Source organism: Streptomyces sp. NPDC057428 (assembly GCF_042803195.1).
Classification (GTDB): Bacteria; Actinomycetota; Actinomycetes; order Streptomycetales; family Streptomycetaceae; genus Streptomyces.
The window spans coordinates 118,816-144,070 of the sequence record NZ_JBHVCT010000001.1 but is presented as its reverse complement, the minus strand read 5'-3'; the positions used below and the strand labels follow the sequence as shown (position 1 = coordinate 144,070).

Here is a 25,255-nt window from a genome sequence, read left to right as displayed (position 1 = left end):
AGGGGTCAGTTCACTGACGCACTCCAGCCGTCTCTGGCCGAGATGAGCAAGGCTCCCCGGTGCAGGTCGAGGCTGCAGGCGGCAGTGGGCTTCCCCACCTGGACGAGCGAGCCGGGGCCCTGGAACGCATCGGTGCGAAGGCGGAAGGCATTCGGGTCGGTGCAGCTGACGGTGCGCAGCCGCCAGGGCGCCGAGGAGTCCTCGCCAGGCCGGGGCGGAAGGGCGAGTTGAAGCTGCGCGGACGCCGGACGTTCCGAGCGGTAGCCGGTGTGCTCTGCTGTCCATGCGGCCATGGTGAGAACTGCCAGCGCGGGCGCACCCGACGCCGCTGTGGTGTCTGCGAGCGAGGTAAGAGGTCCATCGGCGGCCTGGGGTACCCCGAGGAGATCCGGGCGACCTGCATGCGCCTTAAGGATTCCTGCGAACCAACGGGAGAGTTCCGGACCACCCTGGTCGGCCCAGGTCCGGATCAATTCACGAAATGCTGCTTCGCGGTTGCCGGAGCCGCGTCGGGATCCCGCGTCCAGAATCGCTTCACCTGCTCGGGAGAACGCCCGGCACAAGGCGAGCACAGGGATACGATCGGCGCGCTCGGCGTATCGCACCGAGCGGAGCTCCCACATGGCGTGGCGCAGAAGGACGGCGGCAGCACGAGCGTCGGCACCCAGGCTCTCGGTCGGTGGTTGGCGTAGGCGGCTCGATGGGCCGTTTCGGGGCGGGGTGGCGGCGTCAGCACGCCGACCGGCAGACGACAGGTGCCATGAACGATCGTCAATGCGGAATTCGCCGGCCCTGGCGCGGAGTCGGCCACCCGTGCCCAGGGATATCGCTATCTCCGGTGCAGCGGCGTCCATGATCACTCCCCGCCTGTCGGAGAGGTCGAAGGTTGCGCTCGTCATGTCATCCAGCCACACGTCCAGGAGTGCAGGTGGCGTACCCTCCTCGACGGCGAACCTGCGGTCGGCATCAAGCTGGAGGAAAGCGGTCAGACGAGCCCCGGCACGCTCTACTTGGAGGTGACGGACGGATGCCGTCGCCAGATCGTAGTCGGGGACCAGATCGTCCACTCTCTGCCCGGCGAGTGGAACCTGCGGTGCCATGACGTGTCCGCGGTAGTCGCGTCCAGGAGTGCTCGGCTTGGCCGGCGGCAGGAGTGACTGAACGTCGTACCCGGCAATCTCGGCCTGCTCGGTCATCCATCTGCGTCGTCGCTCACTGAGACCGGCCATCCACTCCAGAGCGATCACCGCCCGTCGATCGCGTTCACCAGCCCCGGACGCGCTTACAGCCCAGAAAAGCGGGAACAGGTTGTTGTCCCACACATCTGCTGCCGCGCGAATTGCTTCCCGGTCGAACCAGCGGACGTCCCCCGCAGCTTTCGCGATCTGCTTCAGCGAGCGGTCCAACAGTGCCGCCAGCACGGACATGGCCGACGCACTGGAGATCGGCATGTGCGACGCATCTGACGGTGGAGGGGCGGGGCTGGCCATACCGCGATCGTTGCACATCCCTGCAAGGCTCATGAAAAAATGTCAGCGGCATGCCGCTGACGCTATGAGCTGCCTTCTTGTCAGCTCAGTACGTCGCGGGTACAGATACCACGTGGTCGATGTCCAGGTCGGAGGCGGCGGTCCAGGTGGCGCCGTCGTACTCCGAGTACCAACTGCCGCTCGTCGCGGCGCAGGTGGAGCTCTGGACCACGCCGGTGCCGTCGCGCTTGAGCACGACTTCGCGGGTGTTGCAGGATCCGGACTGGGTGATCCAGTGCGGGAACTTGTCGCGGCTGTAGCCGGAGGAGGAACCCTCGGCGGAGACTGTGAGCCGGCCCAGGTAGGTGCGGGCGGTCGAGGCGCTGACCGGGGTGGGCATCGCGGCCTGCGCGGCCGGGGCGGTGAGGAGCCCGGAGGAGGCGGCGAGTGCGGCCGAGGCGACGACGAAGCTATGCGGCGCCCGTAGCTGCGACGCGCGTAGATACCGGACATGCGAACTCCCTTGATGTGGGGGAACCTTGGCAGGCGACCTGTGGAGCCAGGCCATCGTGGCGGCGCCTGGTTTCGGTGGGGTGGTCGCCAGGTAACAGAGTGGCGACATGCGCACGTCACATCAAGAGGTGGGGTGATCGTTCTGACGTCCCGTCCGAAGTCCGTTCGGAAAAGAGGACTGATGGGCCGGCGGTTCGGCAGCGGGCGTGAACGGTGCGCGACGGCCTCCGGGGCCGCCGCGCGTGCTGCCGCCGGTCACTCCCGCGCCCGGCGTCGTGCTCGCCCTACTCCCGGTGTCCGCCGCGCCGTGGTCGCTGGACCTCCCCCTCGTCGGCAGGTCCCGTGAGATCGCCGTGGCCGGGCCGCGGTCCGGCTCGCCGGTGTATCCCTGCTCATCGGCCGGCTGGTTCACTCCCCGGGTCCCTGCTGGGTTTCCTGGCACTGATGTTCGTCGTCGCGGTGCGCACGCCAGGGCACCGGATCACCGGCAACCACATCTGGTGGTGGGCGGCGCTGGGTCTGCCGGACGGGGACGTCCGGTGGAGGCCGCCCGCCCGGCGGCCCGAGCGCTCCGGAGCCGTCGTACCCCGAATCGTCGTACGCGAATCGTCGTACGCGAATCGTCGTACGCGGAGGTCGTGCGGGCGCGGGAGCCGGTTGGTCAGCGGGCGTCGATGTGCAGCAGGATCCTGCCGTCCGGGCCGGCTTCCACCCGGAGCTGCGTCAGGTCGTCCACGTGGGCGTCGGGGGAGAGGGCGGCCGCGCGGGGGCCGATGCCCACGACGCGCATGCCGGCCGCCCGGCCCGCGGCGATGCCGGCCTCGGAGTCCTCGAAGACGACGCAGTCCGCCGGGGCGAAGCCGAGTTCGGCCGCGCCCTTGAGGAAGCCCTCAGGGTCCGGCTTGCTGGCGCCGACCAGCTCCGCCGTGACCCGGGTCGCGGGCATCGGCAGGGCGGCGGCCGTCATCCTGGCCTGCGCGAGTGCCTCGTCTGCCGAGGTCACCAGCGCGTGCGGCAGGGTGGCGATGGACGCCATGAAGGCGGGCGCCCCGGCGACGGGGACCACGCCCTCGGTGTCGGCGGTCTCCTCGGCGAGCATGATGCGGTTCTCGGCGTAGTTCTGCTCCATCGGGCGGTCCGGCAGCAGGGCGGCCATCGTCGCGTAGCCCTGGCGGCCGTGGACGACCTTGAGGGCCGCCACCGGGTCGAGGCCCTGCGCGACCGCCCAGCGGCGCCAGCAGCGCTCGACCACCGCGTCGGAGTTCACGAGGGTGCCGTCCATGTCCAACAGGAGGGCGCGGGCTTCGAGGACGGTGGCCTGCATCGGCATGCTCCAGAGCGCGGGGGATCAGCTCACAGCTGCGGGTGAAGAAAACAAGTAGCCCCGCCCGCCGGTCAGGGAGAACGGGCGGAGGCTACTTTGTTCCTTCACGATACAAAAACAGCTGTCGAAACGCCAATCCCGGTGGACCGGGGCGCCACGCAAGGGTGCCCCGGACGCCGTGGGCCGTCAGGGGTGGCGTCCCTGGCCGGTCGTCCGCGACTCCAGGGCCCGGCGGGTCTCCGGACCGTAGACGCCCGAAGGGTCACCCTGGGCCGACACCCACCTCTGGAACTCCGCGACGGCCTGCTCCACCCGGTCCGAGTACTGGGCGTCGTCCGGGCCCCGGTAGACCCAGATCTCCTGCAGGCGTCGCTGGAGTTCCGCCACCTCCGCGCCGCTGTCGCCGCGCCGCAGCGTGCTGTCGGGCACCTGGGCGGGCGGTGCCGCCGCGATCGTGGTGGGTGCCGACGTCGCGGACGCCGAGGGCGCAGGGGTCGTCGGCGCGGAGGTGGCGGAACGGGACGCGGAGGGACTCCTCGACGGGGTGGGGGACGCCGACGGCGACGCGGACGCCGAGCGGGACGATGTGGCCGAGGGCGACGCCGACGGCGATCCCGACACGGACGCCGCCGGTGCTCCCGAGGCCTCCTGGATCTTCGCCGAGACCTCGGGCCGGGCCGTGTCGTCACCACCGCGGTCCTCGAACAGGCCGCCCGCGAACGCGGCAGTGCCCACCACGGCCGCCACGGCCGCACCGGCCGCGAACACGGCGAACGGCCGTCGGCGGCGCGGCTGTACGGGATCGGGGCCGTCGCCCGCGTAGGCCGCGGCGCTGCGCCGGCGGGTCTCGTCCACGGCGTCGGGCAGCGGGCCTGGCAGTGCCTGCGGCGCCGTGGCCTGGGCGCCGTCCAGGAACAGCGGCATCGTCGTCTCGGCGGCGGGGACGTCGTGGTCCCGCGGGTCGTCGCTGTTCAGCGTCACGTACGGCCGGATCCGCAGCGGGTCGAAGTCCTCGGCCGCCGCTGTCTCCGCCGACCGGGCGGCCCGTCCGTCCTCCCCGGCCGGCCTGGAGGCCGTGCGGTCACCGCAGGCGCACCCCGCCCCGGGTCTCGCACCCTGCTCGCCGCCGCACTCCGGACACATATGGCCGGTCATGGTGGGTTCCCCTCCCCTTTGAACTGCCTGCGATTATGCAGGTCGCCGCGGAGAAGCCCAACGGCCGCACCGCTGCTCGGCAGGCCATAACGGCATGTTGCGGCCAGGATGGGGTGAAGCGGACCCGAGGAGATGCCCATGGCCCAGCAGCTGAGCCCGCCGCCCCTTGCTCCGGGTGAGGGGCGGTCGCGGCGTAGTGTCCTGGTGTCCATCGGTGCCCTGCTCCTCGGTCTGCTGCTTGCCGCACTCGATCAGACCATCGTCTCCACCGCCCTGCCGACGATCGTCAGCGAGCTGGGCGGCCTGGAGCACCTTTCCTGGGTCGTCACCGCGTACATCCTGGCGGCGACGGCCGCGACGCCGCTCTGGGGCAAGCTCGGCGACCAGTACGGACGCAAGAAGCTCTTCCTCACGGCCATCGTCATCTTCCTCATCGGCTCCGCCCTCTGCGGGGTGGCCGGGAACCTGCCGCAACTGATCGGCTTCCGCGCGCTGCAGGGACTCGGTGGCGGCGGGCTGATCGTGCTGTCGACGGCGATCGTCGGCGACATCGTCGCACCGCGCGAACGCGGCAAGTACCAGGGTCTGTTCGGTGCGGTGTTCGGTGTGACCAGCGTGCTCGGCCCCCTCCTCGGCGGCTTCTTCACCGAGCACCTCAGCTGGCGCTGGGTCTTCTACATCAACCTGCCCATCGGTGTCGTCGCACTCGTGGTCATCGCGGCGGTCCTGCACATCCCCGTCCGGCGCACCAAGCACACCATCGACTACCTGGGCACCCTGCTCATCGCCGCGGCCGCCACCTCACTGGTCCTCGCCGCCTCACTCGGCGGCACCACGTGGGCCTGGGGATCCGCGCAGATCATCGGTCTCGCGGTCCTCGCCGTCGTGCTGCTCGTCGCGTTCGTCGCGGCGGAGCACCGGGCGGCCGAACCCGTCCTGCCGCTCAAGCTGTTCCGGATCAGGACATTCACGCTCGTCGCCGCGATCAGTCTGGTCGTCGGCTTCGCCATGTTCGGCGCGCTCGCCTATCTGCCGACGTTCCTCCAGATCGTGCACGGCATCAGCCCGACGCTGTCCGGTGTCCACCTGCTGCCGATGGTCCTCGGCCTGCTGCTCACCTCGACCGTCTCCGGCCAGATCGTCAGCCGTACGGGCCGGTGGAAGGTCTTCCCGATCGCCGGGACCGCCGTCGCCGCGGTCGGCCTGCTGCTGCTCGGCCGGCTGTCCGAGACCAGCTCCACATGGACGACGAGCCTGTGCTTCTTCGTCTTCGGAGCCGGGCTCGGCATGGTCATCCAGGTGCTGGTGGTGACGGTGCAGAACGCCGTCACGTACGAGGACCTCGGTGTCGCCACGTCCGGGGCGACGTTCTTCCGGTCGATCGGCGGATCGTTCGGCGTGGCCATCTTCGGCACCATCTTCGCCAACGGGCTGACCGGCCAGCTCGAGCAGGCACTCAGCGGACGCTCCCTCCCGGCCGGTGTCGACATCGAGTCGCTCTCCGCCGACCCGCGGGCCATCGACCGGCTCCCAGCGGACCTGCGTCCGTCCGTCCTCGGCGCGTACTCGACCTCGATCACCGACGTCTTCCTCTACGCCGCGCCCGTCGTCCTGGTCGCGTTCGTCCTCGCCTGGTTCCTCAAGGAGGACCCGCTGCGGGGCTCGGTGACCGCGCCCGACGTGAGCGAGACCCTGGCCACGAACCCGGTGGAGCGTTCCTCCTACGACGAGTGCGCCCGTGCCCTCTCGGTGCTCGCGAGCCGTGAGGGCCGCCGGGAGATCTACGAGAAGATCACCGCCAAGGCCGGATACGACCTCCAGCCCGCCGCGAGCTGGCTCCTGCTGCGCATCAAGCGGCACGGCACCGTCGAGCCCTCCCTGCTCGCGGACGTCGCCCCCGTGCCGCTACGGGTGATCACCTCCGCCGCCCGGCAGATCGAGGAGCGCGGTCTGGCCCGGCGGGAAGGCATGCAGCTGGTGCTCACCGAGCCGGGCGCGGAGGCGGTGGTGCGGCTGTCGCATGCCCGCGAGGAGTCGCTGGCCGAACTGCTCGGCGACTGGTGGGGCCCCGACCGGCCCACCGACCTGGTCCGTCTCGTGACGGAGCTGACGGCCGAGGTGAGCGGGTCGAGCAAGGAACGGCCGCACATGCCCGAACCGCGTCGCGACCACTGGGCCGGCTGACCGGCCCGCCCCGGCGAGGAGGACGACTCGCCCTGCCGCGGAACAGGCGGGCGAGGCCCGTTACGCGGAACGTGCGTACAGGGCGTCAGCCGACCCGCGGTTCTCACAGCTCCTTGGCGAACCAGTGTTCCGCGTAAGGGCCCTGGTTGAACGCCGGGACCTCGCGGTAGCCGTGCTTCGCGTACAGCCCGCGGGCCTCGACCAGGTCGTTGCGTGTGTCGAGCCTGATCCGCCGCACCCCCAGCGCTCGCGCCGCGCTCTCGATGCCCTCGAGCAGCAGCCCGCCACCGCCCGTGGAGCGGAACCCGGGGCGCACGTACACCCGGGTCAGCTCGGCCGTCCCCTCGTCGGCCAGGAGCAGACCCGCGCAGCTCGCCGGCTTGCCGTCGTACCGGCCCACCAGGAACTCCCCGGTGGGCGGTGTGAGCAGCTCGACGCCGTCGTTCGTCAGACCCTCGTCGATCTCGGCGCCGGTGGCCGGGCGGCCCCAGTAGCGGCTAGCCACCTCGTCGTAGTAGTCCCGGCGCAGCAGGAGCGCTTCGGGGCCGGCGAAGTGTTCGGGGGCCACGGTCCAGGTCATGGGGGCCATTGTCGTCATGGCACGTTCGGATGACGAACCATTAACGCCTGCCGGGGGCCGCGATGACGTGGCGCACCCCTGGACGCCGACGAGGCGGCCTTCGCCGTGTTGCGGTTCACCCCGCGCACAGACGTGCCGGCCGGCGGTCCGGGTGTCGCGCGCGGCGTCCGGCAGGCCCTTTTTGCGCGTTCTTTCGGCACATTCGTAGTGACAGTCAGGCGAAGAGGGGGTTGATTGTGTCTACCTCATAGGGCAATGCAAGGCTTCATCCGCACATACCCGGCTGAGGGGACAGTGCACGAACTGGGAGGATCGGCGCAGCGTGACAAATGCTGAGCACAGTGTGCGGGGGGACGCGGCGGCGGGTCCGGGGACGAGGGCCGCAGCGGCCCGGGCCGTCCTATGGGCAGTCGTCGCCGCCCTGGCGGTACGGCAGGTCGCGGTGGTGCTGCGCAGGCCGCCCGGTGAGCGCCTCACCGACTTCGAGACCTGGAGCGGTGCGACCGGGGTCCTGCACATGGCAGGTTCCCTCTACGACCCCGGCCGGTTCACCGGGACACCCTTCGCCGGGCTGGTGCTGAAGCCGCTGACGGCCTCCGCCGAGGACGCCCTCGGCGTCGCCTGGACCTTCGGGTCGCTGCTGCTCGTCGTGGCGCTGGGATTCGTCGCCGTCCGCGCCCTGCCCGCCCCGGTGAGCAGGCGCACCGCGTTCTTGGCGGCCCCCATCGCGATCGCGCTGCTCATGGTGTCGCTGCCCGTCCGCAACACCCTGTTCCTCGGTCAGACCAGCATCCTGCCCGTCCTGCTGGTACTCCTCGCCTGTTTCGTCGCACGGGGTGAGCGGCTTCCCGGCGTGCTGACCGGAATCGCGGCGGCCTTCCAGCCCGCCGTCCTGATCTTCGCCGTGCTGTTCTGGCTGACCGGCAGACGCAGGGCCGCCGCCACCGGAGGTGCCACCTTCGCCGCCTGTACGGCGCTGGCCTGGGCGGTGATGCCGCAGGACTCCTGGTCGTACTGGGTGCACCACCTCGCGGGCGCGGGGCTGGGGGAGCGGCCCGACAGCCTGGCCAATCAGTCCCTGCACGGCGCTCTGCTCCGCTTCGGCCTCCAGGGGCCGCTTGAGATCGCGCTGTTCCTCGCCCTGGCCGCCGCCGTCACCTTCCTCGGGCTCCGCCGAGCGGTGCGCTACGCCCAGGACGGTCAACTCCTCCTGGCCGTCGCCGTCACGGGCTGCGTCGCCGTGGCCGTGTCGCCGACCGCCTGGCAGCACCAGTTGCTCTGGGTACTCCTCGCCGTCGTGGGCCGCGTCGGCACGCGGGCCTCGGACCGGCTCGTCTGGCCGGCCGTGGTGGTGCTCGTGCTCACCCTGCCGGGGAAGATGCTGCTGCCGAACGTCGGCGCGCTCCTGCCCGTACGCGACAACGTGCTGCTCGTCGCGGCGCTCGGCGCGGCCTGCGTGGCGCCGTTCCTGTCCCGGACCTCACCCCACTGGTCCCGCCCGGTCCCGACGGACCACGCCCGACCGGTGGAACCGCGCTTCGCGTGGGTGCCCCTGCTCCCGTTCTGGCGCCGTGTGCTCAGCAGGCCCAACCTGCTGCTGGAACTCCTGCTCATCAGGGTCGTCTACTCGGCGTACGCGAAGGTCCGGCTGGCGGCGACCGCCGGACGTCCCACCGCGGAGGAGCACGGCCGGCAGATCCACGCCGCCGAGCGGTGGCTGCACATCGACATCGAGCACTGGGCCAACCACACGGTCGTCGGCATCCCGTGGCTGCGCGACTTCTTCGACTACTACTACTCGACGTTCCACTTCATCGTGCCGCTCACGATCCTCGGGGTGCTGTACGTGCGCCGGCCCTCGGACTACCGCTGGGTCCGCAGCTCCATCGGCTTCGCGACGATCCTGGCGCTGTTCGGCTTCTGGCTCTATCCGCTGGCCCCTCCGCGCCTGATGCCGGGGCTCGGCTTCATCGACACGGTCCACGGCGTGCAGGACCTCGACAGCCCCGACTTCGGGGCGCTGACCGCGGTGACCAACCAGTACGCTGCCATGCCCTCCCTGCACTTCGGCTGGTCACTCTGGTGCGGTGTGGTGATCCTGCTCCTCGCCCCGAAGGTGTGGATGAAGGTCCTGGGCATGCTGCATCCGCTGTTCACGGTCTCCACGATCGTGGCCACGGGAAACCACTGGGTGCTGGACGCGGTCGGCGGTGCGGCCGTGGTCGCCGCCGGATTCGGCCTGACCTACGTCCTGTGCGGACCACGGCGGCTGCGATCCGGTGCCGGGACGGATGAGCCATCGGGCCGCCAGCCCGCGGACACCGCCGCGCCAACGGCCCCCGAACCCGCCGGCAGCAAGGTGTAGCCGCCTCCGGACGCCGGGGTGGACCTCAGCCCCCGGCCTCCCGCACGCCGCCCGCCACCGCTTCCGCTGACGGTTCCTCAAAGGCCGGCCGCGCGTCGAATGCCGCGCGGCGGGTCGCCCGGCGCAGGGCGCGCAGGAGCGTGGGGCCGACGGCGAGGGTCAGCGCCACGGTGAGCACGGCCCGGCCCAGGTCCCAGCCGAGCGAGGTCGCGGTGCAGTACGCGAGGAAGCGGACCAGGTTCTCGTGCAGCGGGTCGCCCGCGACGAAGGAGATGCCGGAGCCGAGCCCCGGCACGATCGTCCAGCCGTACAGGTTCATCACCGTGCCGTAGGCGAACGCCGCGACGAAACCGTAGGCGGCGAGCATCAGCAGCTCACCCCTGCCCCGCAGCCGGTCCGGGCCGGGCAGGAGACCCGCGCCCATCGTGAACCAGCCCATCGACAGCATCTGGAACGGCATCCACGGTCCGACCCCGCCCGTCAGCAGCGCCGAGGCGAACATCGTCACCGAGCCGAGCACGAAGCCGAAACCGGGGCCCAGCACCCGCCCGCTCAGCACCATCAGGAAGAACATCGGCTCCAGGCCGGCCGTCCCCGCGCCCAGCGGACGCAGCGCCGCCCCCACGGCGGCCAGAACTCCCAGCATCGCGACCGCCTTGGCGTCCAGACCGGAGTCGGCGATCGTCGCGACGACCACACCGACCAGCAGCACGAGGAGCACGGCGAACAGCCACGGCGCGTCCTCGGCGTGGGCCAGACCGGAATCCGCCCCTGCCAGCAGCGGCCAGCCGAACGCGACCAGGCCTACCGCGCTGATCAGGACGAGCGCGGCGACCGCCCGGGGGCCGAGCCGGACCACGCGCGCCGATCCGGCGCTCACGACGGACCGTCCAGCGCGGCACGCACCTGTGCCACGGTCAGCCACGCCTGGGGCGCCAGGATCTTCGCGGTCTGCGGGGCGAAGGCGGGGGAGGAGACGACGACCTGACGGGTCGGGCCGTCCGCGACGACCTCCCCGTCCGCGAGGATCACCACCCGGTGCGCCAGATCGGCGGCCAGCTCCACGTCGTGGGTGGCCAGCACGATGGCATGGCCGCCGGCGGCCAGCCGGCGCAGCACCCCCACCAGCCGGGCCTTCGCCGCGTAGTCGAGGCCGCGCGTCGGCTCGTCCAGCAGGAGCAGCGGAGGCCGGGCGGTCAGTACCAGGGCGAGGGCCAGCGCCAGCCGCTGCCCTTCGGACAGATCGCGGGGGTGGACGTCGTCCGGCACACCGGGCAGCAGTTCGGAGACCAGCGCGCGGCAGGTGCCCCGGGGCGCGCCCGCGTCGGAGTCCGCCGCCGCACACTCGGCCGCCACCGTGTCCGCGTACAGCAGATCGCGTGGTTCCTGCGGTACGAGACCTACCCGGCGCACCATGTCGCGGGGCGGGGTACGGGACGGGCGCACCCCGCCGACGAGCACCGATCCCGTCGTGGGCTCGGTCGTCCCGACGAGGGTGGTGAGCAGGGTGGACTTGCCCGCGCCGTTGCGGCCCATCAGGGCCACGGTCTCGCCGGGCGCGAAGGAGAGCGTCACCCCGCGCAGCGCCTGGACCCTCCCGCGCCGGACCCCGAGTCCCTCGGCCCGGGTGACCGGATCGCCGGGGAGAGGGCCCGCCGCGGCCCCGGGCGCGCGACGGCCGAGCAGACGGTCCAGGAGTCCGGGGCGTGCAGGGGCGGGGGCGGGCAGCGGGACGACGACGGCGGAGGTCACCGGCCCGGCGGGCGACGGCGGTTCGACGCCGGACAGCCGCTCGCGCAGGTCCGCGGCCCTGCGCCGCGCGTCGCGCACCGACAGCGGCAGCGGGACCCAGCCCACCAGCCGGCCCAGGTCCACCACCGGCGGCCGGACCGGCGAGAGGGCCATGACCTCGGCGGGCGGTCCCATCAGCGGGGCCGCGCCGGGCGATGGCAGCAGGAGGACCTGGTCGGCGTACTGCACGACACGCTCCAGCCGGTGTTCGGCCATCAGCACCGTCGTGCCCAGGTCGTGCACCAGCCGCTGGAGCACCGCGAGGACGTCCTCGGCGGCCGCCGGGTCGAGGGCGGACGTCGGCTCGTCCAGGACCAGCACGCGGGGGTGCGGGGTGAGGACCGAGCCGATCGCGACCCGCTGCCGCTGGCCCCCGGAGAGCGTGGCGATCGGCCGGTCGCGCAGTTCGGCCAGGCCCAGCAGGTCCAGCGTCTCCTCGACCCGCCGCCGCATGACGTCCGGGGCGAGGCCGAGCGACTCCATGCCGTACGCCAGCTCGTCCTCCACGGTGTCGGTGACGAAGTGGGCGAGCGGGTCCTGGCCCACCGTGCCCACCAGATCGGCGAGTTCACGCGGCTTGTGGGTGCGGGTGTCACGGCCGCCGACCGTGACCCGGCCGGTCAGCGCCCCGCCCGTGAAGTGCGGCACGAGACCGGACACCGCGCCCAGCAGGGTCGACTTGCCGACCCCGGACGGGCCGACGACCAGCACGAGTTCGCCCTCGGGCACCGTGAGGTCGACGCCGGACAGGGTGGGGTGCGCGGAACCCTCGTACCGCACCGAGACCTGCTCGAACCGGATCACGCGCTCTCCTTGGAGTCCGAGGGCGAAGCGGGCAGCGGCGCCACGACGGCGGGAAGCAGCCCGATCAGTACGGCGGCGGCGGGCCACAGCGGAAGGACGGGAGCCGTCAGCGGTACGACACCGGGGTGCAGGGCGTCCGGCGCCGCGGCGGCCGCCCAGATCATCGACGCCGCCACGGCCACGCCGGAGCCCGCGACCAGCCAGGCACGTATGTCCCAGCGGTCGGGCCGGTAGCGGGTGCGGACCGAGCGGCGCCCGCCGAGCCGGAGCCCGGCCATCGCCGCGGCCAGCCCGGCCAGCAGCAGCGGCAGTCCGTACACCGCGCCCTGAGCGGCCAGGAGTCCGTAGGTCCCCGCGCACACCCCCAGCAGCCCGCCGAGGGTGAGCACATGAGTGGTGCGCCGGACGGCGGGCGGGACCTGGGCGGTGCGCCCGTACCCCCGCGCGTCCATCGACGCCGCCACGGCCACCGACCGCTCCAGCGCACCCTCCAGCACCGGCAGCCCGATCTGGAGCACCGCCCCGATCCCGCCGGTGGGGCGGCCGCGCAGCCGGCGGGCCGTCCGCAGCCGTGCCACGTCGGCGACCATGTTCGGCGCGAACGTCATGGCGACGACGACGGCGACCCCCACCTCGTACAGGGCGCCCGGGAGCGACTTCAGCAGGCGCGCGGGGTTGGCCAGCGAGTTCGCCGCGCCGACGCAGATCAGCAGGGTGGCCAGCTTCGCCCCGTCGTACAGCGCGAAGACCAGCTGTTCGGCGGTGACCCGGCCGCCCAGCCTGACGCCCTGCGCCCAGCCGGGCAGCGGCACCTCCGGCAGCGAGAACAGCGCGTGCGTGCCCGGCACCGGGGAGCCGAGGACGACGGAGAAGACCAGCCGCACCGCGACGACGAACAGCCCGAGCCGGATGAACGCCCCGTACGAGCGGGCCCACGGCGCGTCCGTGCGGCGCGCCGCCACGACATAGCCCGCCACGCCCACCAGCAGACCGAGCAGCAGCGGATTGGAGGTGCGGGACGCGGCGGTCGCCAGGCCCAGCGCCCACAGCCACCACGCCCCCGCCGGCGACGCGTTGGCGCGGGTGGCACCCGGGGCGCGCAGGGCAGGGCGGAGCCGGGCGGGGCCGGTGGAGCGGGTCATCGGCGGCGGCGGGCCTGAAGCACTGCGGCGAGACCCAGCACGAGCACGGCGCCCACCCCGGTGAGCACTCCCGCCGACGGGCCGCCGCTGTCACCGTCACCGGAACCGGCCGCGCCCGCGTCCTCGTTGGCGGCGGACGGCTCGGCCGCACCGGTCGCCTCGTCCGAGCCGCGGTCCGCGACCTGCTCACCGCAGCCCGAACGCGGATAGCCCGAGATCGCACAGAGCATCGCGGCACTGTCGTACCTCAGCGGCTTCGCCACCGAGGCCAGCGCCTCCGCGGCGCTCGCGTCCGGTGCCACCTGGGCGCACGCGGCGCGCAGGGCGGACGGCTTCTCACCGTCGGGCGCGTCCGCCGGGGTACCCGGGTCGATGACGACGGCGACCCGCTTGAGTCCGTCCTTCGCCGGGGTGGCCGCGCAGACCGTCCCGAAGTCCGGGGCGCGGCGCGGCCGGGCCGAGTCCTGGGAGTCCTCGCTCACCGAGAAGCGGAAGCCCTGTACCGCGCCGTCGTCCGGGCGGACCAGGGACGGCCCCTGCGTGGCGTAGGTCCAGCCCTTGCCGCCGTCGCCCTCCCAGAAGGACCAGTAGCGGTAACCGGCGGCCTGAGCACCGCCCGCGCCGAGCACGGTCAGCACGGCACCGACGAGCAGGAGCAGCGCCGCCGTGCCCAGCGGACGCCTCACGGCTGCTGGTTCTTCCGGCGGCCGCTCAGCAGGAAACCGATGCCCGCGCCGAAGGCGAGCCCGATGCCGATGATCCACCAGAGGCCGATCCCGCCGTCGTCGCTGCTCGTGTCCGCGGGCTGCTCCGGCGCTGTGGCCGTCGGCGAGGGCACGGCGGTGGCGGCGGGGGCCGGACCTGTGGCGTTGAGCTGCTTCACCAGGTCGACGCCGCCGAAGTCACGCGCGTTCGTACCGGTCGCGTGGGCGGCCAGCACCAGCTGGGCGGAGGCGGCGGGGCCGCCCTCCCGGGCCCAGCCCTGAGCGTTCTTCTCCAGGTAGGCGACCGCCTTGGCGGCCTTGTCCTTGTGGCCGGATGCCGCCAGCGCCACGACGGCGTCCGCCGTGTTGCCGAAGTCCGGCTGCGGGGCGGAGTCCTCGGCGCCCGGCATGGGCGGCAGGTCCAGATGACCCGAAGCGGCGAGGGCGCCGGCGAGGTAGTGGGCGCCGTTCTGTGCCGACTGTTCCGGCGTCAGGCCAGTGCCCTCGGTGCAGACGGGGGCCTTCACCGCGTTGGAGTTGCCCGCGGCCATGCCCTTGCCCATCGCGCCGATCACCGCGGCCGCCGTGGCGTCCGCGTTGGCGTTGAGCTTGCCGTCCTTGTCCGGCTGGTAGGCGAACGCCCCGCCGTCCTCGCCACCGCAGGGCAGCGCGAAGGACTGCAGCGCGGTGTACGGCGTCTTCCCGCCGTCCTTGGTGAGGCCGGCCAGCGGCACGCCCGCCCTGGCCAGGGCGCCCGTCACCACGGCGGTGGAGTTGGCGTCGCTCGGGCTGCCGGGGTTGTATCCCCAGCCGCCGTCCTCGTTCTGCACGGACTTCAGCCAGCTGACCCCGTTGTCCACGACCTCGCGGTGCGCGGCCAGCTCGACCAGCGCCTGGACCGCCGCCGCCGTGGCGTTGGTGTCCGCGACGGTCTTCGCGTCGCAGGGCTTCGAGGCGTCGCGGTAGGAGGCGAAGGCCCCGCTCGCGCACTGCTGGCCCACCAGCCAGTCCACCGACTTCACGGCCGGGGTCACCAGCTCGATCCGCTGGGCGAGGAAGGCCATCGACTGGCGCCACACCCCGTCGTACGTCGGGTCCTTGGTCCCGTACAGCCCCGCCGGGAGGGCGGGCGCCGAGGGGGAGGGGGTGGGACTCGGTGCGGCGAGCGCCGTCGGGGCGGCCGCTCCACAGAGCACGGCGGTGATCGCGAGCGCTGCCGCGCGGCGGCGTACGGACATGACGGACTGGGCCTCTCGAACGGGTGTCCCCTGCCGGGCGGAACCGGGCGCGCGGGAAAGGTCCGGCGCCGGATTCGCACCGGCTTCCCCCTGTACGGGCAGGATGACGAGTCACTCACTCTACCGGGGCGGTCCGCGCCCCCTCCGGGCGGACGGCCGCATCCCCTGGCCGTGAGGGCTTCCCAGCAGGTCAGAGCCCGTGCCAGACTCCGGCGGGGTCACATGGGCGCCCGCCCGTGGGCAGGAACGACCGGGTGGGAAGCATCAGTGCGCACAAGAGGTACGGCGGCCGCGGCCGCCGCTGTGGCCGGATTCATGACGATGACGGGCTGCGGCATCGTCGGGGACAGTGAGGCCGTGCCGACGGCCTCCCCGGTGCCCATACTCCCGTACACCAAGGAGACGGCGACCGCGGAGATAGTGTCCCTCGCCCGGGCCGGCGGACTCCCGGACGGGGACACCTCCGCGTCCGGGCTGCCGAAGGGCGACTGGCAGAAGTGCGTGGCGCCCTGGATGGGCGAGGCGCCGGCGACCGAGGCCGCCGGCGCGTTCGACGCGACGGTGATGCGGTTGCGGCAGCACGACTGGGAGATCGTCTCCAGTCACGCCGAGAAGGACGTGACCTACCGCACCCTCGCCAAGCGGGGCTGGAAGCTCTTCGCCAGGCACTACACGATGAAGGGCTTCGGCCCCGACCAGATCGTGTCCCTCACCGCCGTCGAGGACGGCTGCGATCTGCCCGGGCAGATCAGGGGCGACTACGAGGACCCGGCCTGAGAGCCTGTCGGGTGACCTCTGATCGGGCGGTCACGCCCCGGCACGCACGCTTCCCGCGTTGCCGAAATGCCCTAGTAGCTCCGCTACGAGGACACTCCGGCGCCTTGGAGCACGCACCGGACCGCGCCCACTTTCCGATCGAAGGCCACCCGACAGGCTCTGAGAGCCCGAGCGGTCAGGCGCGGCAGTCCGAGTCGGCCGAGCCCGTCAGGCCTGACAGCCCGAGTCCGCGATCACGAAGTAACCGGTGGGCGACTCCCGGAGCGTGTGGGTGACAAACACGTTGTAGAGCCCCATGTTCTGCTCCGAACCGTTCGCATAGACATAACCGCCCGATGTGTGCGCCCGGCCCGCCGTGACGTGCGCGTAGTTCGTGGCGGTGAAGCACCGGGCGGGCGCGGTGCCGCCCGACGTCGTCGCGGTGACAGCCGCGGAGGCGGCCCCCGCGGTACCCCCCGAGTCGGCGGCGGACACGGTGTAGCGGTAGGAGGTGCCGGCCTTCAGACCGGTGTCCGTGTACGAGGCGGAGGTGGTCGTGGCCACCTTGGCGCCGTCGCGGTACACGAGGTAGGAGGCCGCCGACCCGACGGTGTTCCACGTCAGCGACGCGCTGCTGTCCGTGACCCCGGCGACCTTCAGCCCGGTGGGGGCGGGGAGCCCGTTCCCACCGCCGGGCGTGTCCTTGTCCAGCCCCCAGAACACGCCCGTGTGGTACGTCGAGCAGATGGTGTTCAGGAAGTACGCGGCCGTCGACCCGCACTGCTCCGTGCCCGAACCCGGGCCCACGGGCAGGCCGTGCCCCATGCCGGACACCGAGAAGGTCTCCACCGCGGGCTGCCCGGACGCGTCGTTGTAGACGCTCCGGGTGGTGCTGCCCGGCAGGCTCTGGGTGCTGGACGGGGTCTGGCCGATCCCCCAGACGTCGGTCCATTGGTCGCGCAGTGCCGTGGCGTTGGCGGGGTAGACCGTGTAGTCGGAAGTGCCCTGCCAGATCGCGACCCTGGGCCACGGGCCGGTCCAGCCCGGGTAGGAGCCGCGGACCTTGTCGCCCCACTGCGCGGGCGTCAGCTTCTGGGGCCCGGTCTGACATCCGGAGGCGGCCGCCTGGCTGGTGGCACACTGCGCGGGCAGCCCCGACGCCACGGAGCCGCCCGCGAAGACGTCCGGGTAGGCGGCCAGCAGGTCGGCGGTCATCCCGCCGCCCGCCGAGAGCCCGGTGACGTAGACGCGGCGGCCGTCGGAGCCGTACGTCTGCTTCGCGTACTCGACCATCTGCACGACGGACGCGGCCTCGCCCCTGCCCCGGGTGCTGTCGGCGGGGTCGAACCAGCCGAAGCACGACAGCGCGTTGTTCGCCGATGTGGTCTGCGGGAAGACCACGTCGAAGCCCCACAGGTCGGCGTACTTGGGCCAGCCGGAGTTGGTGTAGTAGGCGTTCGCCGTCTGGGTGCAGCCGTGCAGGGCGACGACCAGCGGCCGCCCCGCGGGCACGTTGTCGGGCGTGTACGCGAACATCTGCAGGTTGCCGGGGTTCGAGCCGAAGCCGGTGACCTGCTGGAGGCCGGCGGCGGCCGTGTCCGCGGGAGCGGCGGAAGCGGGGGCGGGGTTCACGGCGAGCAGCGCCAGGACGGCGAGGGGAGCGGCGCGGCGCAGCAGGCGTCGCAGGAGCGGCGGGCGGGGGTTCGGTGGGCGCACGGTGGGGCCTCCCTGGTCGGACGTGCGGATGCTGCCGGAACCTATGAGCCGGGGGCGGCGCCGCCCATGTGGCAGGCGGCCACCCGCCGCCCGCCGCTGTGTGCGGCGCTCCCCTTGCGCCGGTCTCCGCCCCACGGGCACGGCCCGGAGCGCCCGGCCGCCCGCTCCTGGCCCGTACGCCCGCACCATGTACGCCGCCACCATGCCGTCGCCCGGGGGTGTGTGCACTGACCCCGTGTGATGCAGGCGGCTACGTCCTTACGGTGACGCCCATGCAGACTTCCCGGACCCCGCAGTACGAACCTCCCGCCCCCTCCCCCCTCGCCGGGCGCACCGCCCTGGTCACCGGGGCCGCGAGCGGCATCGGACTCGCCTGCGCACAGGCGCTCGCCGCCGCCGGTGCGCACGTGCACGTGGTGGACAAGGAGGGTGAGGCCGCCAGGAGTCTGGCCGAGAGGATCGGCGGGACGGCCTGGGTGGCCGACCTCTCCGTGGCCGAGGCGGTGGACGCGCTGCCCGCCGACGCCGACATCGTCGTCAACAACGCGGGACTCCAGCACGTGGCCCCCGTGCACGAGTTCCCCCCGGACCGCTTCACACTGATCCACCGCGTCATGGTGGAAGCACCGTTCCGCATCTTGCGCCGTACGCTCCCGGGGATGTACGAACGCGGCTGGGGCCGCGTGGTCAACATCTCGTCCGTACACGGGCTGCGCGCCAGTCCCTACAAGTCGGCCTACGTCTCGGCCAAGCACGCACTGGAGGGGCTCAGCAAAGTGGTCGCACTCGAAGCGGCGCCGCACGGCGTGACGAGCAACTGCGTCAATCCCGGCTACGTCCGCACACCGCTGGTCGAGAACCAGATCGCGGACCAGGCCCGCAGCCACGGCATCTCCGAGCAGGAGGTGGTCGGCAAGGTGCTCCTGGAGCGCAGCGCCCTCAAGTCCCTGATCGAGCCGGACGACGTGGCCGGTGCCGTCCTGTGGCTGTGCGGCCCGGGAACGTCCCACATCACCGGAAGCTCGCTGGCCATGGACGGCGGCTGGACCGCCAACTGACACCCGACCGCCCGCAAGCCGGAAGAACGATGTCCGCCCATGTCTGAACCCTCCCCCTCCGCCGCGCCCCTGATGGCCCGCCTCCTCGACCTGCTGGCCGACGACGCCCCGGCCGAGGAACTGGGCGCCGTCACCTCACGGGCGCGGGCCGCCGGCGTGCCCGCCGCCGAACTGGCCGAGGTGGAGAGGGCGGCCGCCACCGCGCTGCGGATCAGGAGCGCCCTGCGCCAGCACCGGCGCAGGGAACTCCAGCTCACCGCGCTCTTCGACACGGCGGGCGACCTGGCCGCCTCCAGGGACCTGGACGACGTCCTCAAGGCGATCGTACGGCGGGCCAGGATGCTGCTGGGCACCGACACCGCCTACCTCACGCTCCCCGACGAGGAGGCCGGGGACACCTACATGAGGGTGACCGACGGGTCGGTGTCCGTGCTGTTCCAGCGACTCCGGCTCGAACTGGGCGAAGGCCTCGGCGGGCTCGTGGCGCAGACCGCGAGTCCTTACGCGACCCCCGACTACCGCACGGACGAACGCTTCCGCCACACCTCCAACATCAACGCCGGTGTGCTGGACGAAGGACTCGTCGCGATCCTCGGCGTCCCCCTGCTGCTCGGCTCCAGCCGCGGCGGCACGGGCAAGGTCATCGGCGTGCTCTTCGCGGCCGACCGCGCGGCGCGGGTCTTCAGCCCCGACGAGGTGGCCCTGCTCTGCTCGCTCGCCGCGCACGCCGCGATCGCCATCGACACCGCCCGGGCCCTGGACGACACCAGGAGCGCGCTGGCGGAGCTCGCCGGGGCGAACGCCGAACTGGCCGAGGCGAACGCCGCCGTACGCGCGCACTCGGCGGCCATGCAGCGGGCCGAGGAGGCCCACGACCGGCTCACCGACCTGGTGCTCCGCGGCGGTGACGTGAGCGACGTCGCCGTGTCGGTCGCCGGGCTGCTGGAGTGGCCCTTGACCATCCACGACCCGGGCGGGCGCCCACTCGCCGCCGTGCGGCCCGACGGCTCGGGGTTCGCCGCCGACAGCATGGACGCGGGCTGGCTCGACGGGGCCGCCGAGGAGTCCCGTCGCGGGGCGAGGGCGGTGCAGCGCGACGACCGGTGGATCTGCGCCGTCCTGGCGGGCCAGGAACTCCTCGCCAGCCTCGTGCTGCACCGGCCGGACCGGCTCGACGACTCCGACCGGCGGCTCTTCGAACGCGCCGCCGTCGTCACCGGCCTCCTCCTGCTGCTGCGCCGCACGGTCGCCGAGACCGAGAACCGGATACGGGGCGAGCTGATCAGTGACCTGCTCGGCGACCCGGAGCGCGACCCCGCCGGACTGGTGGAGCGCGGCCGGCGACTGGGCATCGACCTCGACCGGCCCCACCTGCTGCTGGTGGCGGAGGCCGCCGCCCGCGAGAAGCTCGGCGGCGCGGCCATGCGGTATCTCTTCGGCGGCGACATCCACGGGGTGAGCGCCGAGCACGCGGGCACGGTCGTGCTGCTGATCGACTGCGAAGGCCGCTCCACCGCCGATGCCGGGGACGCCGCGCGTGCGGCGGCGGCGCAGCTCGGACACCTCGTCCAGGCCCCTGTGACCGTCGCCGGGACGGGCCCCGCCCAAGGCGCCCGCGCACTCGCCGCCGCCTACGCGGAGGCCGCCCGCTGCCTGCGGGCCATGCGTGTGCTGGGACGGGAGGGCGAGGGCGCCTGCGTCGACGAACTCGGCTTCCTGGGCGTCGTGCTGGGCAACGCGAAGGACGTGGACGGCTTCGTGACCGCCGTGCTGGGCCCCCTCCTCCGGTACGACGAGCGGCGCGGCACCCATCTCGTACGGACGCTCCGGGCCTACTTCGGCGCGGGCGGCAGCCTCATCCGCGCCAAGGACGAACTGCACGTGCACGTCAACACGGTGGTGCAGCGCCTCGACCGCATCCAGGTGCTGCTCGGCCGCGACTGGAACGAGCCCGACCGGGCCCTGGAGCTGCAGCTCGCCCTGAGACTGCATCTGCTGTCGGGCGGCCGGGACGGCTGAGGCAGTACCCGCCCGGCCCGGACGGGAACTGCCGCCACACGGTCAGCGTGCCGCCTCCAGCAGGGACCGGGCCACCTCAGCGGCCCCCTTGTCGCCCGTCAGCACGGTGTAGTGGTTGACCCCGTCGACGCACAAGGCCCGGACGCCGGTGCCGGGCTGCCCCGCCGCCGCGAGCCGGGCCTCGTCGTACAGCCCCTGCTCCTCGTTCATCAGCCCGCGCTCCGCCCACAACAGCACCGCCGGGTGCGGGAGTTCGTGTGCGGCCTTGAGCACCTCGTCCTGGAACAGCCCCACGCCGTCCGTGCGCACCGCCTCCAGGAGGCAGCTGGAGCGCATCGCGGGCTCCTCGCCCGTCAGGTCCCGCTGGATGTAGGCGTCCACCTCCGGCGACCACGCGTCGCCGCCGAACGCGGGGTGGGCCTCCCAGAACGACCGGTAGGCGTCCCGGTCGGTGAACGTCATCGACAGGCGGTCCATGGCCGGGCCGATCACCGCCGTCATCAGCTCGTCGGCCGAGAGGTGGGTGGGCGCGGGGAAACCGAACCCGCCGTCGACCAGGACCAGTTCGCCGAAGCGCTCCGGGTGGCGTACGGCGGCGAGCGCCGCGACGAACGCGCCCATGGAGTGGCCGGCCAGCACCACCCCGTCGAGCCCCAGCCATTCGGCGAGGACGGCGGCGTCGTCCGCGTGCGCGGCGATGCCGTACGGACCGGGCAGTCCCGCACTGGCGGCCCGGCCGCGCAGGTCTGGGGCGACCAGGGTGGCGCGGCCGTCCAGGTGACGGGCGACCGCGGCCCACGAGAGCGCGTTGGCCGTGATGCCGTGCAGAGCCACGATCACGGGAGCGGCTCCCGGGTCACGGGCGGGCCAGCGCAGCGCGGCCATCTCGCCCCCCGCCACAGGGACGCGTATCTCCTCGTACGGGATCATCGTTTCTCCTCACGGGACCGGCGCAGACGGGACGGCAGGCGGGCCAGGCCGCCCGGCAGCAGGTGTACCACGGCCACGAACAGCACCCCGAGCAGGAACAGCGGCTGGGAGAGCGGCACGCGCAGGACCGCGGGCAGGTCGGCCACGGCGCCCGACCCCGCCAGGTCGCCGAGCCGGTGGTCGGCCCAGGTGTAGAGGATGCCGCCGACCATCGGGCCCCAGCGGGTGCCCGATCCGCCGAGCACCACCATCACGAGCAGCGACAGGGTGAAGTCCGAGGTCGTGGTCTGGGGGGTCGAGCCGCCGGTGAGCAGCAGGTGCACGAGCCCGCCGACCGCCGCCAGGGCCCCGGCCAGCACGAAGGCCGTCAGCTTGAAGCCGTACGGCTTCAGGCCCAGCACCTCGACCCGGCGCTCGTTCTCCTTGATGCCCTCCCAGACACGGCCGGTGGGTGAGCGCACCGCCCACCGGACCACGGCCAGGGTGAGGACGAGGTAGGCGAGGGTGATCCAGTAGAGGTTCGCGGTGTTGTCGATTCCGACCAGCCAGGACGGCAGGAGCTCGGCCGGGGCGGCCCGGCCCTCCTCACCGCCGGTGAGGCCGCCCGGGTTGCGTGAGACGAGGATCGAGCCGGCCTGGGCGAAGGCGAGCGTCACCATCGAGAAGCCGATGCCGGTGACCCGCAGGCTCACCGACCCCAGGACGAGGGCGAGCGCGACGCCGAAGCACAGTCCCAGCACGGCCGCGAGCGCGAACGGCAGCCCGGCCTCCAGCAGGAGCATGTTCGTGGCGTAGCTGCCCGCCGCGAAGTACAGGGCGTGCCCGAAGGAGAGCAGACCCGTCCGGCCGAGCAGCAGGTCGTACCCCGTGGCGAGGGCGCCGAACAGCAGGCAGGTGGCGAGGAGTTGCAGGGACCCCGGGCTGCCGAGAGGGCCGTCCAGCAGACCGGGCACGGGGAGCGCGCTGTAGGGCGCGACGGCCAGCAGCACGAGGACACCGGCCGGCCACCAGTGCAGCAGCCGGGTCCTGGGCGGCGCCGGCGCGGTGGTGACCGCGGCGGGTGCGGGTGTGGTGGCGGTGCTCACGCGAGCCTCCCGGTCAGTCCGCGCGGCCGGATCAGCAGCAGCGCGGCGAGCAGGACGACGACCGCCAGGTCGCCGAGGCCCGCTGCGGTGTAGTAGTTGGCGAACTGCTGGACCAGGCCGATGACGACGGCCGCCACTGCGGCGCCGGTCACCGAGCCCATGCCGCCGGTGACCACGACGACGAACGCGAAGATCAGCAGCGAGGTGCCCTGCCGGGGGTCGACCGACCCGAAGTACAGCCCGCCGAGCGCCCCGCCGAGCGCGGCCACGCAGCCGCCGATCGCGAAGACCAGGGTGAACGCCTTGCGGACGTCGATGCCCAGCGCCGTCACCATCGCGCGGTCCTCGACCCCGGCCCGTACGACGAGGCCGTGCCGGGTCCGGCCGAGGAACACCCGCAGCGCGACGAGGACGAGGAGCGCCGCCGCGATCAGCACCAGCCGGTTGACGGGCACTTCGGCGCCCAGCAGCCCGAAGGTGCCGGACAGGGCCTCGGGCCCCGGGAACGTCCGGGCGTCCGAACCCCAGATGCCGGACAGCAGGGCGGGCACGGCGAGACCCACTCCGACCGTCGCGAGCACCTGCTCGCGCGGCCGGGTGTAGAGCGGGCGGACGACGGCCAGTTCGAGGACCACGGCGGCCAGCGTGCCCACCGCCGTACCGAACAGGACGGCCAGGGCGAAGCCCCAGCCGCCGGGCCCCGCGCCCGGCAGATTGCCGGACGCGGCCCACCAGGTGCCGTACGCACCGATGGAGAGCAGCGCCCCGTGGGCGAAGTTGAGCACGTCCATCAGGCCGAATATCAGCGAGAGGCCCGACGCGATGAGGAAGTAGAGCGCCCCCAGACCGAGTCCGGTCATGGTGAGCAGCACGATGGTGGACATCAGGAATCCGCCTCCGCGGTGTGTGTGGCGAGCGGGCCGCGGCCCACGCCGAGCAGTTCGCGCGTGGCCCGCGCGTCGCCCAGCAGCGCGGCCGCGTCGCCCCGGTGGGCCGTCCTGCCGTCGGCGAGCACCACACACCGCAGGGCGAGCCGGCGTACGACGGCGAGGTTCTGCTCGACCAGGAGGACGGGGACCGCCTCGGCGGCGCGCTCCAGGACCTGGGCCACCTCGGTGACCACCTTGGGCGCCAGGCCCTTGGTCGGCTCGTCGGCGATGATCAGCCGGTTGCCGTTGAGCAGGGTCCGCCCGATGGCCACCATCTGCTGCTGGCCGCCGGACAGGGTGCCGGCCAACTGCGCCTCACGACGCTTCAGTTCGGGGAAGAGTTCATGGACCAGGCCGTACGCCGGCCCGTCCGCGCCGCGGCGTTCCGCCAGGCGCAGGTTCTCGGCGACCGTGAGGCCCGCGAAGATCCCCCGGTCCTCGGGGGCGTAACCGATGCCGCGGCGGACCAGGGTGTGGGTGGCCATCCCCACGGTCTCCTCGCCGTCGAGGCGCACGCTCCCCGCGCGCGGCACGAGACCGAGGATGCCGCGCACGGTCGTGGTCTTGCCCGCCCCGTTGCGGCCGAGCAGCGCGGTCACGCCGTGACGCGCCACCTCCAGGTCCACACCGTGCAGGATGTGCCGGCCGCCGATGAGTACACGCAGGTCCCGCACGGCGAGCAGGGCGGGTTCGGGTGTCGTCACAGTCCCTCCCCGAGGTAGGCCTGCTGGACGACCGGGTCGGCCGTCACCGCCCCGGGGGTGTCCAGGGCCAGCAGGCTGCCGTGGTGCATCACCGCGAGCCGGTCCGCGAGACCCAGCAGGACGTCCATGTGGTGCTCGACCATGAGCACGGTGCGGCCCTCCTCCCGGTGCAGGGTGCGGATCAGCTCGGTGAGGACCGGCACCTCCTCGGCGCTCACCCCGGCCATCGGCTCGTCGAGCAGCATCAGCCGGGGCTCGCCCACCAGCAGCACCGCGAGCTCCAGCTTCCGCTTCTCACCGTGCGAGAGCTCGGCCGCCGTGGCCCCGGCGCGGTGGCCGAGCCCGGTGCGCTCCAGCACCCCGGCCACCTCGGCGGGGTAGGAGGAGGCCCGCCGCCACAGCCGGTGCGATCCGCCGTGTGCGGCCTGCGCTGCCAGCCTCACGTGCTCGGCCACCGTCATTCCCGGCCAGAGGCTGGAGGTCTGGAACGTGCGGCCGATCCCGCGCCGCGCCCGGGTGTGCACGGGCGTGTCCGTCAGGTCCGTGCCGTCCAGCGTGAGGGTGCCCGCGGTGGGCCGGACGATCCCGCTGATCAGGTTGAACAGGGAGGTCTTGCCCGCCCCGTTGGGACCGATGAAGGCGAGGAACTCGCCCTCCCGGACATCGAGGGTGACGTCCTCGACGATGGTCGCTCCGCCGATTCGCCAGCCCAGGCCGTCCAGTCGAAGCACCGGGGCGCCGGTGCGCGTCCCCTCGTCCCGCGCGGTGGCGGAGCCGGTCGCCGTCACG

The 25,255-nt window shown here is 72.9% G+C and carries 20 protein-coding genes and 1 pseudogene; 5 read left to right on the top strand and 16 right to left on the bottom strand.

The genetic code is table 11. The features are described 5' to 3' along the window. Positions 1-5: 5 nt before the first annotated feature. The 4 genes and pseudogenes from ACFU5K_RS00570 to ACFU5K_RS00555 all read right to left on the bottom strand — a co-directional run bounded on the left by ACFU5K_RS00570 (position 6) and on the right by ACFU5K_RS00555 (position 4,461). Positions 6-1,451 (bottom strand): hypothetical protein, encoded by a 1,446-nt coding sequence (locus tag ACFU5K_RS00570; RefSeq protein WP_384054927.1) that lies wholly within the window; start codon positions 1,449-1,451, stop codon positions 6-8. A gap of 145 nt (positions 1,452-1,596) precedes the next feature. Then, positions 1,597-1,982: pseudogene (locus ACFU5K_RS00565) on the bottom strand (hypothetical protein); the annotation flags it as partial. Positions 1,983-2,643: 661 nt separating this feature from the next. After that, positions 2,644-3,306 carry an HAD-IA family hydrolase gene (locus ACFU5K_RS00560; RefSeq protein WP_384054924.1) on the bottom strand — a complete coding sequence of 221 codons (663 nt, stop codon included), beginning with the start codon at positions 3,304-3,306 and terminating at the stop codon, positions 2,644-2,646. Positions 3,307-3,492: 186 nt separating this feature from the next. Then, positions 3,493-4,461, bottom strand: coding sequence for a peptidoglycan-binding protein (locus ACFU5K_RS00555; RefSeq protein ID WP_384054922.1), 969 nt, complete (start codon positions 4,459-4,461; stop codon positions 3,493-3,495). Positions 4,462-4,599: 138 nt separating this feature from the next. Between ACFU5K_RS00555 and ACFU5K_RS00550 the strand changes: the two genes are divergently transcribed. After that, positions 4,600-6,645, top strand: coding sequence for a DHA2 family efflux MFS transporter permease subunit (locus ACFU5K_RS00550; protein WP_384054920.1), 2,046 nt, complete (start codon positions 4,600-4,602; stop codon positions 6,643-6,645). Positions 6,646-6,748: 103 nt separating this feature from the next. Here ACFU5K_RS00550 and ACFU5K_RS00545 read toward each other — a convergent pair whose 3' ends face one another. Further along, a complete protein-coding gene (locus ACFU5K_RS00545) occupies positions 6,749-7,225 on the bottom strand; it encodes a GNAT family N-acetyltransferase (protein ID WP_384054917.1) in 477 nt (158 codons plus the stop codon). A gap of 322 nt (positions 7,226-7,547) precedes the next feature. On the opposite strand from ACFU5K_RS00545, the gene ACFU5K_RS00540 reads away from it, so the two are divergent. Next, a complete protein-coding gene (locus ACFU5K_RS00540; RefSeq protein ID WP_384054914.1) occupies positions 7,548-9,590 on the top strand; it encodes a bifunctional glycosyltransferase 87/phosphatase PAP2 family protein in 2,043 nt (680 codons plus the stop codon). Positions 9,591-9,615: 25 nt separating this feature from the next. On the opposite strand, the gene ACFU5K_RS00535 is transcribed toward ACFU5K_RS00540, so the two are convergent. From ACFU5K_RS00535 to ACFU5K_RS00515, 5 genes are read right to left on the bottom strand one after another with little or no spacing between them, the layout of a single operon-like run. Further along, positions 9,616-10,470, bottom strand: coding sequence for an ECF transporter S component (locus ACFU5K_RS00535; protein ID WP_384054911.1), 855 nt, complete (start codon positions 10,468-10,470; stop codon positions 9,616-9,618). Beyond that, complete coding sequence (locus tag ACFU5K_RS00530) at positions 10,467-12,185, bottom strand: ABC transporter ATP-binding protein (RefSeq protein ID WP_384054909.1); 1,719 nt, start codon at positions 12,183-12,185, stop codon at positions 10,467-10,469. Before ACFU5K_RS00530 ends, ACFU5K_RS00535 begins: the two co-directional genes overlap by 4 nt. After that, on the bottom strand, positions 12,182-13,327 hold the full coding sequence (locus tag ACFU5K_RS00525; RefSeq protein ID WP_384054907.1) for an energy-coupling factor transporter transmembrane protein EcfT: 1,146 nt from the start codon (positions 13,325-13,327) through the stop codon (positions 12,182-12,184). The genes ACFU5K_RS00530 and ACFU5K_RS00525 overlap by 4 nt, the downstream gene beginning before the upstream one ends. Then, a complete protein-coding gene (locus ACFU5K_RS00520) occupies positions 13,324-14,013 on the bottom strand; it encodes an SCO2322 family protein (protein WP_384054904.1) in 690 nt (229 codons plus the stop codon). Before ACFU5K_RS00520 ends, ACFU5K_RS00525 begins: the two co-directional genes overlap by 4 nt. After that, positions 14,010-15,269 (bottom strand): prenyltransferase/squalene oxidase repeat-containing protein, encoded by a 1,260-nt coding sequence (locus ACFU5K_RS00515; protein ID WP_384054901.1) that lies wholly within the window; start codon positions 15,267-15,269, stop codon positions 14,010-14,012. Before ACFU5K_RS00515 ends, ACFU5K_RS00520 begins: the two co-directional genes overlap by 4 nt. Before the next feature lie 267 nt (positions 15,270-15,536). Here ACFU5K_RS00515 and ACFU5K_RS00510 point away from each other — a divergent pair, with 267 nt between their 5' ends. Beyond that, on the top strand, positions 15,537-16,046 hold the full coding sequence (locus ACFU5K_RS00510; protein ID WP_384054898.1) for a hypothetical protein: 510 nt from the start codon (positions 15,537-15,539) through the stop codon (positions 16,044-16,046). Positions 16,047-16,253: 207 nt separating this feature from the next. Here ACFU5K_RS00510 and ACFU5K_RS00505 read toward each other — a convergent pair whose 3' ends face one another. Continuing rightward, positions 16,254-17,741, bottom strand: coding sequence for a PHB depolymerase family esterase (locus tag ACFU5K_RS00505; protein WP_384054895.1), 1,488 nt, complete (start codon positions 17,739-17,741; stop codon positions 16,254-16,256). Between the two features lie 272 nt (positions 17,742-18,013). Between ACFU5K_RS00505 and ACFU5K_RS00500 the strand changes: the two genes are divergently transcribed. Together ACFU5K_RS00500 and ACFU5K_RS00495 are read left to right on the top strand one after the other, a co-directional pair. Beyond that, positions 18,014-18,799: a 3-hydroxybutyrate dehydrogenase gene (locus ACFU5K_RS00500; protein WP_384054892.1), complete on the top strand. Its 786-nt coding sequence runs from the start codon at positions 18,014-18,016 to the stop codon at positions 18,797-18,799. 39 nt (positions 18,800-18,838) lie between these two features. After that, on the top strand, positions 18,839-20,818 hold the full coding sequence (locus tag ACFU5K_RS00495; protein ID WP_384054889.1) for a helix-turn-helix domain-containing protein: 1,980 nt from the start codon (positions 18,839-18,841) through the stop codon (positions 20,816-20,818). A 42-nt stretch (positions 20,819-20,860) separates the two neighbouring features. Here ACFU5K_RS00495 and ACFU5K_RS00490 read toward each other — a convergent pair whose 3' ends face one another. Genes ACFU5K_RS00490 through ACFU5K_RS00470 form a run of 5 tightly spaced genes read right to left on the bottom strand, consistent with a single transcriptional unit; the run spans position 20,861 to position 25,254 of the window. Then, positions 20,861-21,748, bottom strand: coding sequence for an alpha/beta fold hydrolase (locus ACFU5K_RS00490; RefSeq protein WP_384054886.1), 888 nt, complete (start codon positions 21,746-21,748; stop codon positions 20,861-20,863). Then, positions 21,745-22,833: a branched-chain amino acid ABC transporter permease gene (locus ACFU5K_RS00485; protein WP_384054883.1), complete on the bottom strand. Its 1,089-nt coding sequence runs from the start codon at positions 22,831-22,833 to the stop codon at positions 21,745-21,747. Before ACFU5K_RS00485 ends, ACFU5K_RS00490 begins: the two co-directional genes overlap by 4 nt. Next, the gene (locus tag ACFU5K_RS00480; protein ID WP_384054879.1) at positions 22,830-23,717 is read right to left on the bottom strand and encodes a branched-chain amino acid ABC transporter permease; all 888 of its coding nucleotides are present in this window, start codon (positions 23,715-23,717) and stop codon (positions 22,830-22,832) included. Before ACFU5K_RS00480 ends, ACFU5K_RS00485 begins: the two co-directional genes overlap by 4 nt. After that, positions 23,717-24,466 (bottom strand): ABC transporter ATP-binding protein, encoded by a 750-nt coding sequence (locus ACFU5K_RS00475; protein WP_384054876.1) that lies wholly within the window; start codon positions 24,464-24,466, stop codon positions 23,717-23,719. Before ACFU5K_RS00475 ends, ACFU5K_RS00480 begins: the two co-directional genes overlap by 1 nt. Next, positions 24,463-25,254, bottom strand: coding sequence for an ABC transporter ATP-binding protein (locus ACFU5K_RS00470; protein WP_384054873.1), 792 nt, complete (start codon positions 25,252-25,254; stop codon positions 24,463-24,465). Before ACFU5K_RS00470 ends, ACFU5K_RS00475 begins: the two co-directional genes overlap by 4 nt. Between the last annotated feature and the right edge of the window lies 1 nt (position 25,255).

What these genes read in the sequence shown, in the direction of transcription:
- ACFU5K_RS00550 (WP_384054920.1), top strand. Translation starts at nt 4,600, where the DNA reads ATGGCCCAGCAGCTGAGCCCGCCGCCCCTTGCTCCGGGTGAGGGGCGG.
- ACFU5K_RS00490 (WP_384054886.1), bottom strand. Translation starts at nt 21,748, where the DNA reads ATGATCCCGTACGAGGAGATACGCGTCCCTGTGGCGGGGGGCGAGATG.
- ACFU5K_RS00555 (WP_384054922.1), bottom strand. Translation starts at nt 4,461, where the DNA reads ATGACCGGCCATATGTGTCCGGAGTGCGGCGGCGAGCAGGGTGCGAGA.
- ACFU5K_RS00500 (WP_384054892.1), top strand. Translation starts at nt 18,014, where the DNA reads ATGCAGACTTCCCGGACCCCGCAGTACGAACCTCCCGCCCCCTCCCCC.
- ACFU5K_RS00560 (WP_384054924.1), bottom strand. Translation starts at nt 3,306, where the DNA reads ATGCAGGCCACCGTCCTCGAAGCCCGCGCCCTCCTGTTGGACATGGAC.
- ACFU5K_RS00545 (WP_384054917.1), bottom strand. Translation starts at nt 7,225, where the DNA reads ATGACCTGGACCGTGGCCCCCGAACACTTCGCCGGCCCCGAAGCGCTC.
- ACFU5K_RS00495 (WP_384054889.1), top strand. Translation starts at nt 18,839, where the DNA reads ATGTCTGAACCCTCCCCCTCCGCCGCGCCCCTGATGGCCCGCCTCCTC.
- ACFU5K_RS00525 (WP_384054907.1), bottom strand. Translation starts at nt 13,327, where the DNA reads ATGACCCGCTCCACCGGCCCCGCCCGGCTCCGCCCTGCCCTGCGCGCC.
- ACFU5K_RS00570 (WP_384054927.1), bottom strand. Translation starts at nt 1,451, where the DNA reads ATGCCGATCTCCAGTGCGTCGGCCATGTCCGTGCTGGCGGCACTGTTG.
- ACFU5K_RS00515 (WP_384054901.1), bottom strand. Translation starts at nt 15,269, where the DNA reads ATGTCCGTACGCCGCCGCGCGGCAGCGCTCGCGATCACCGCCGTGCTC.
- ACFU5K_RS00480 (WP_384054879.1), bottom strand. Translation starts at nt 23,717, where the DNA reads ATGTCCACCATCGTGCTGCTCACCATGACCGGACTCGGTCTGGGGGCG.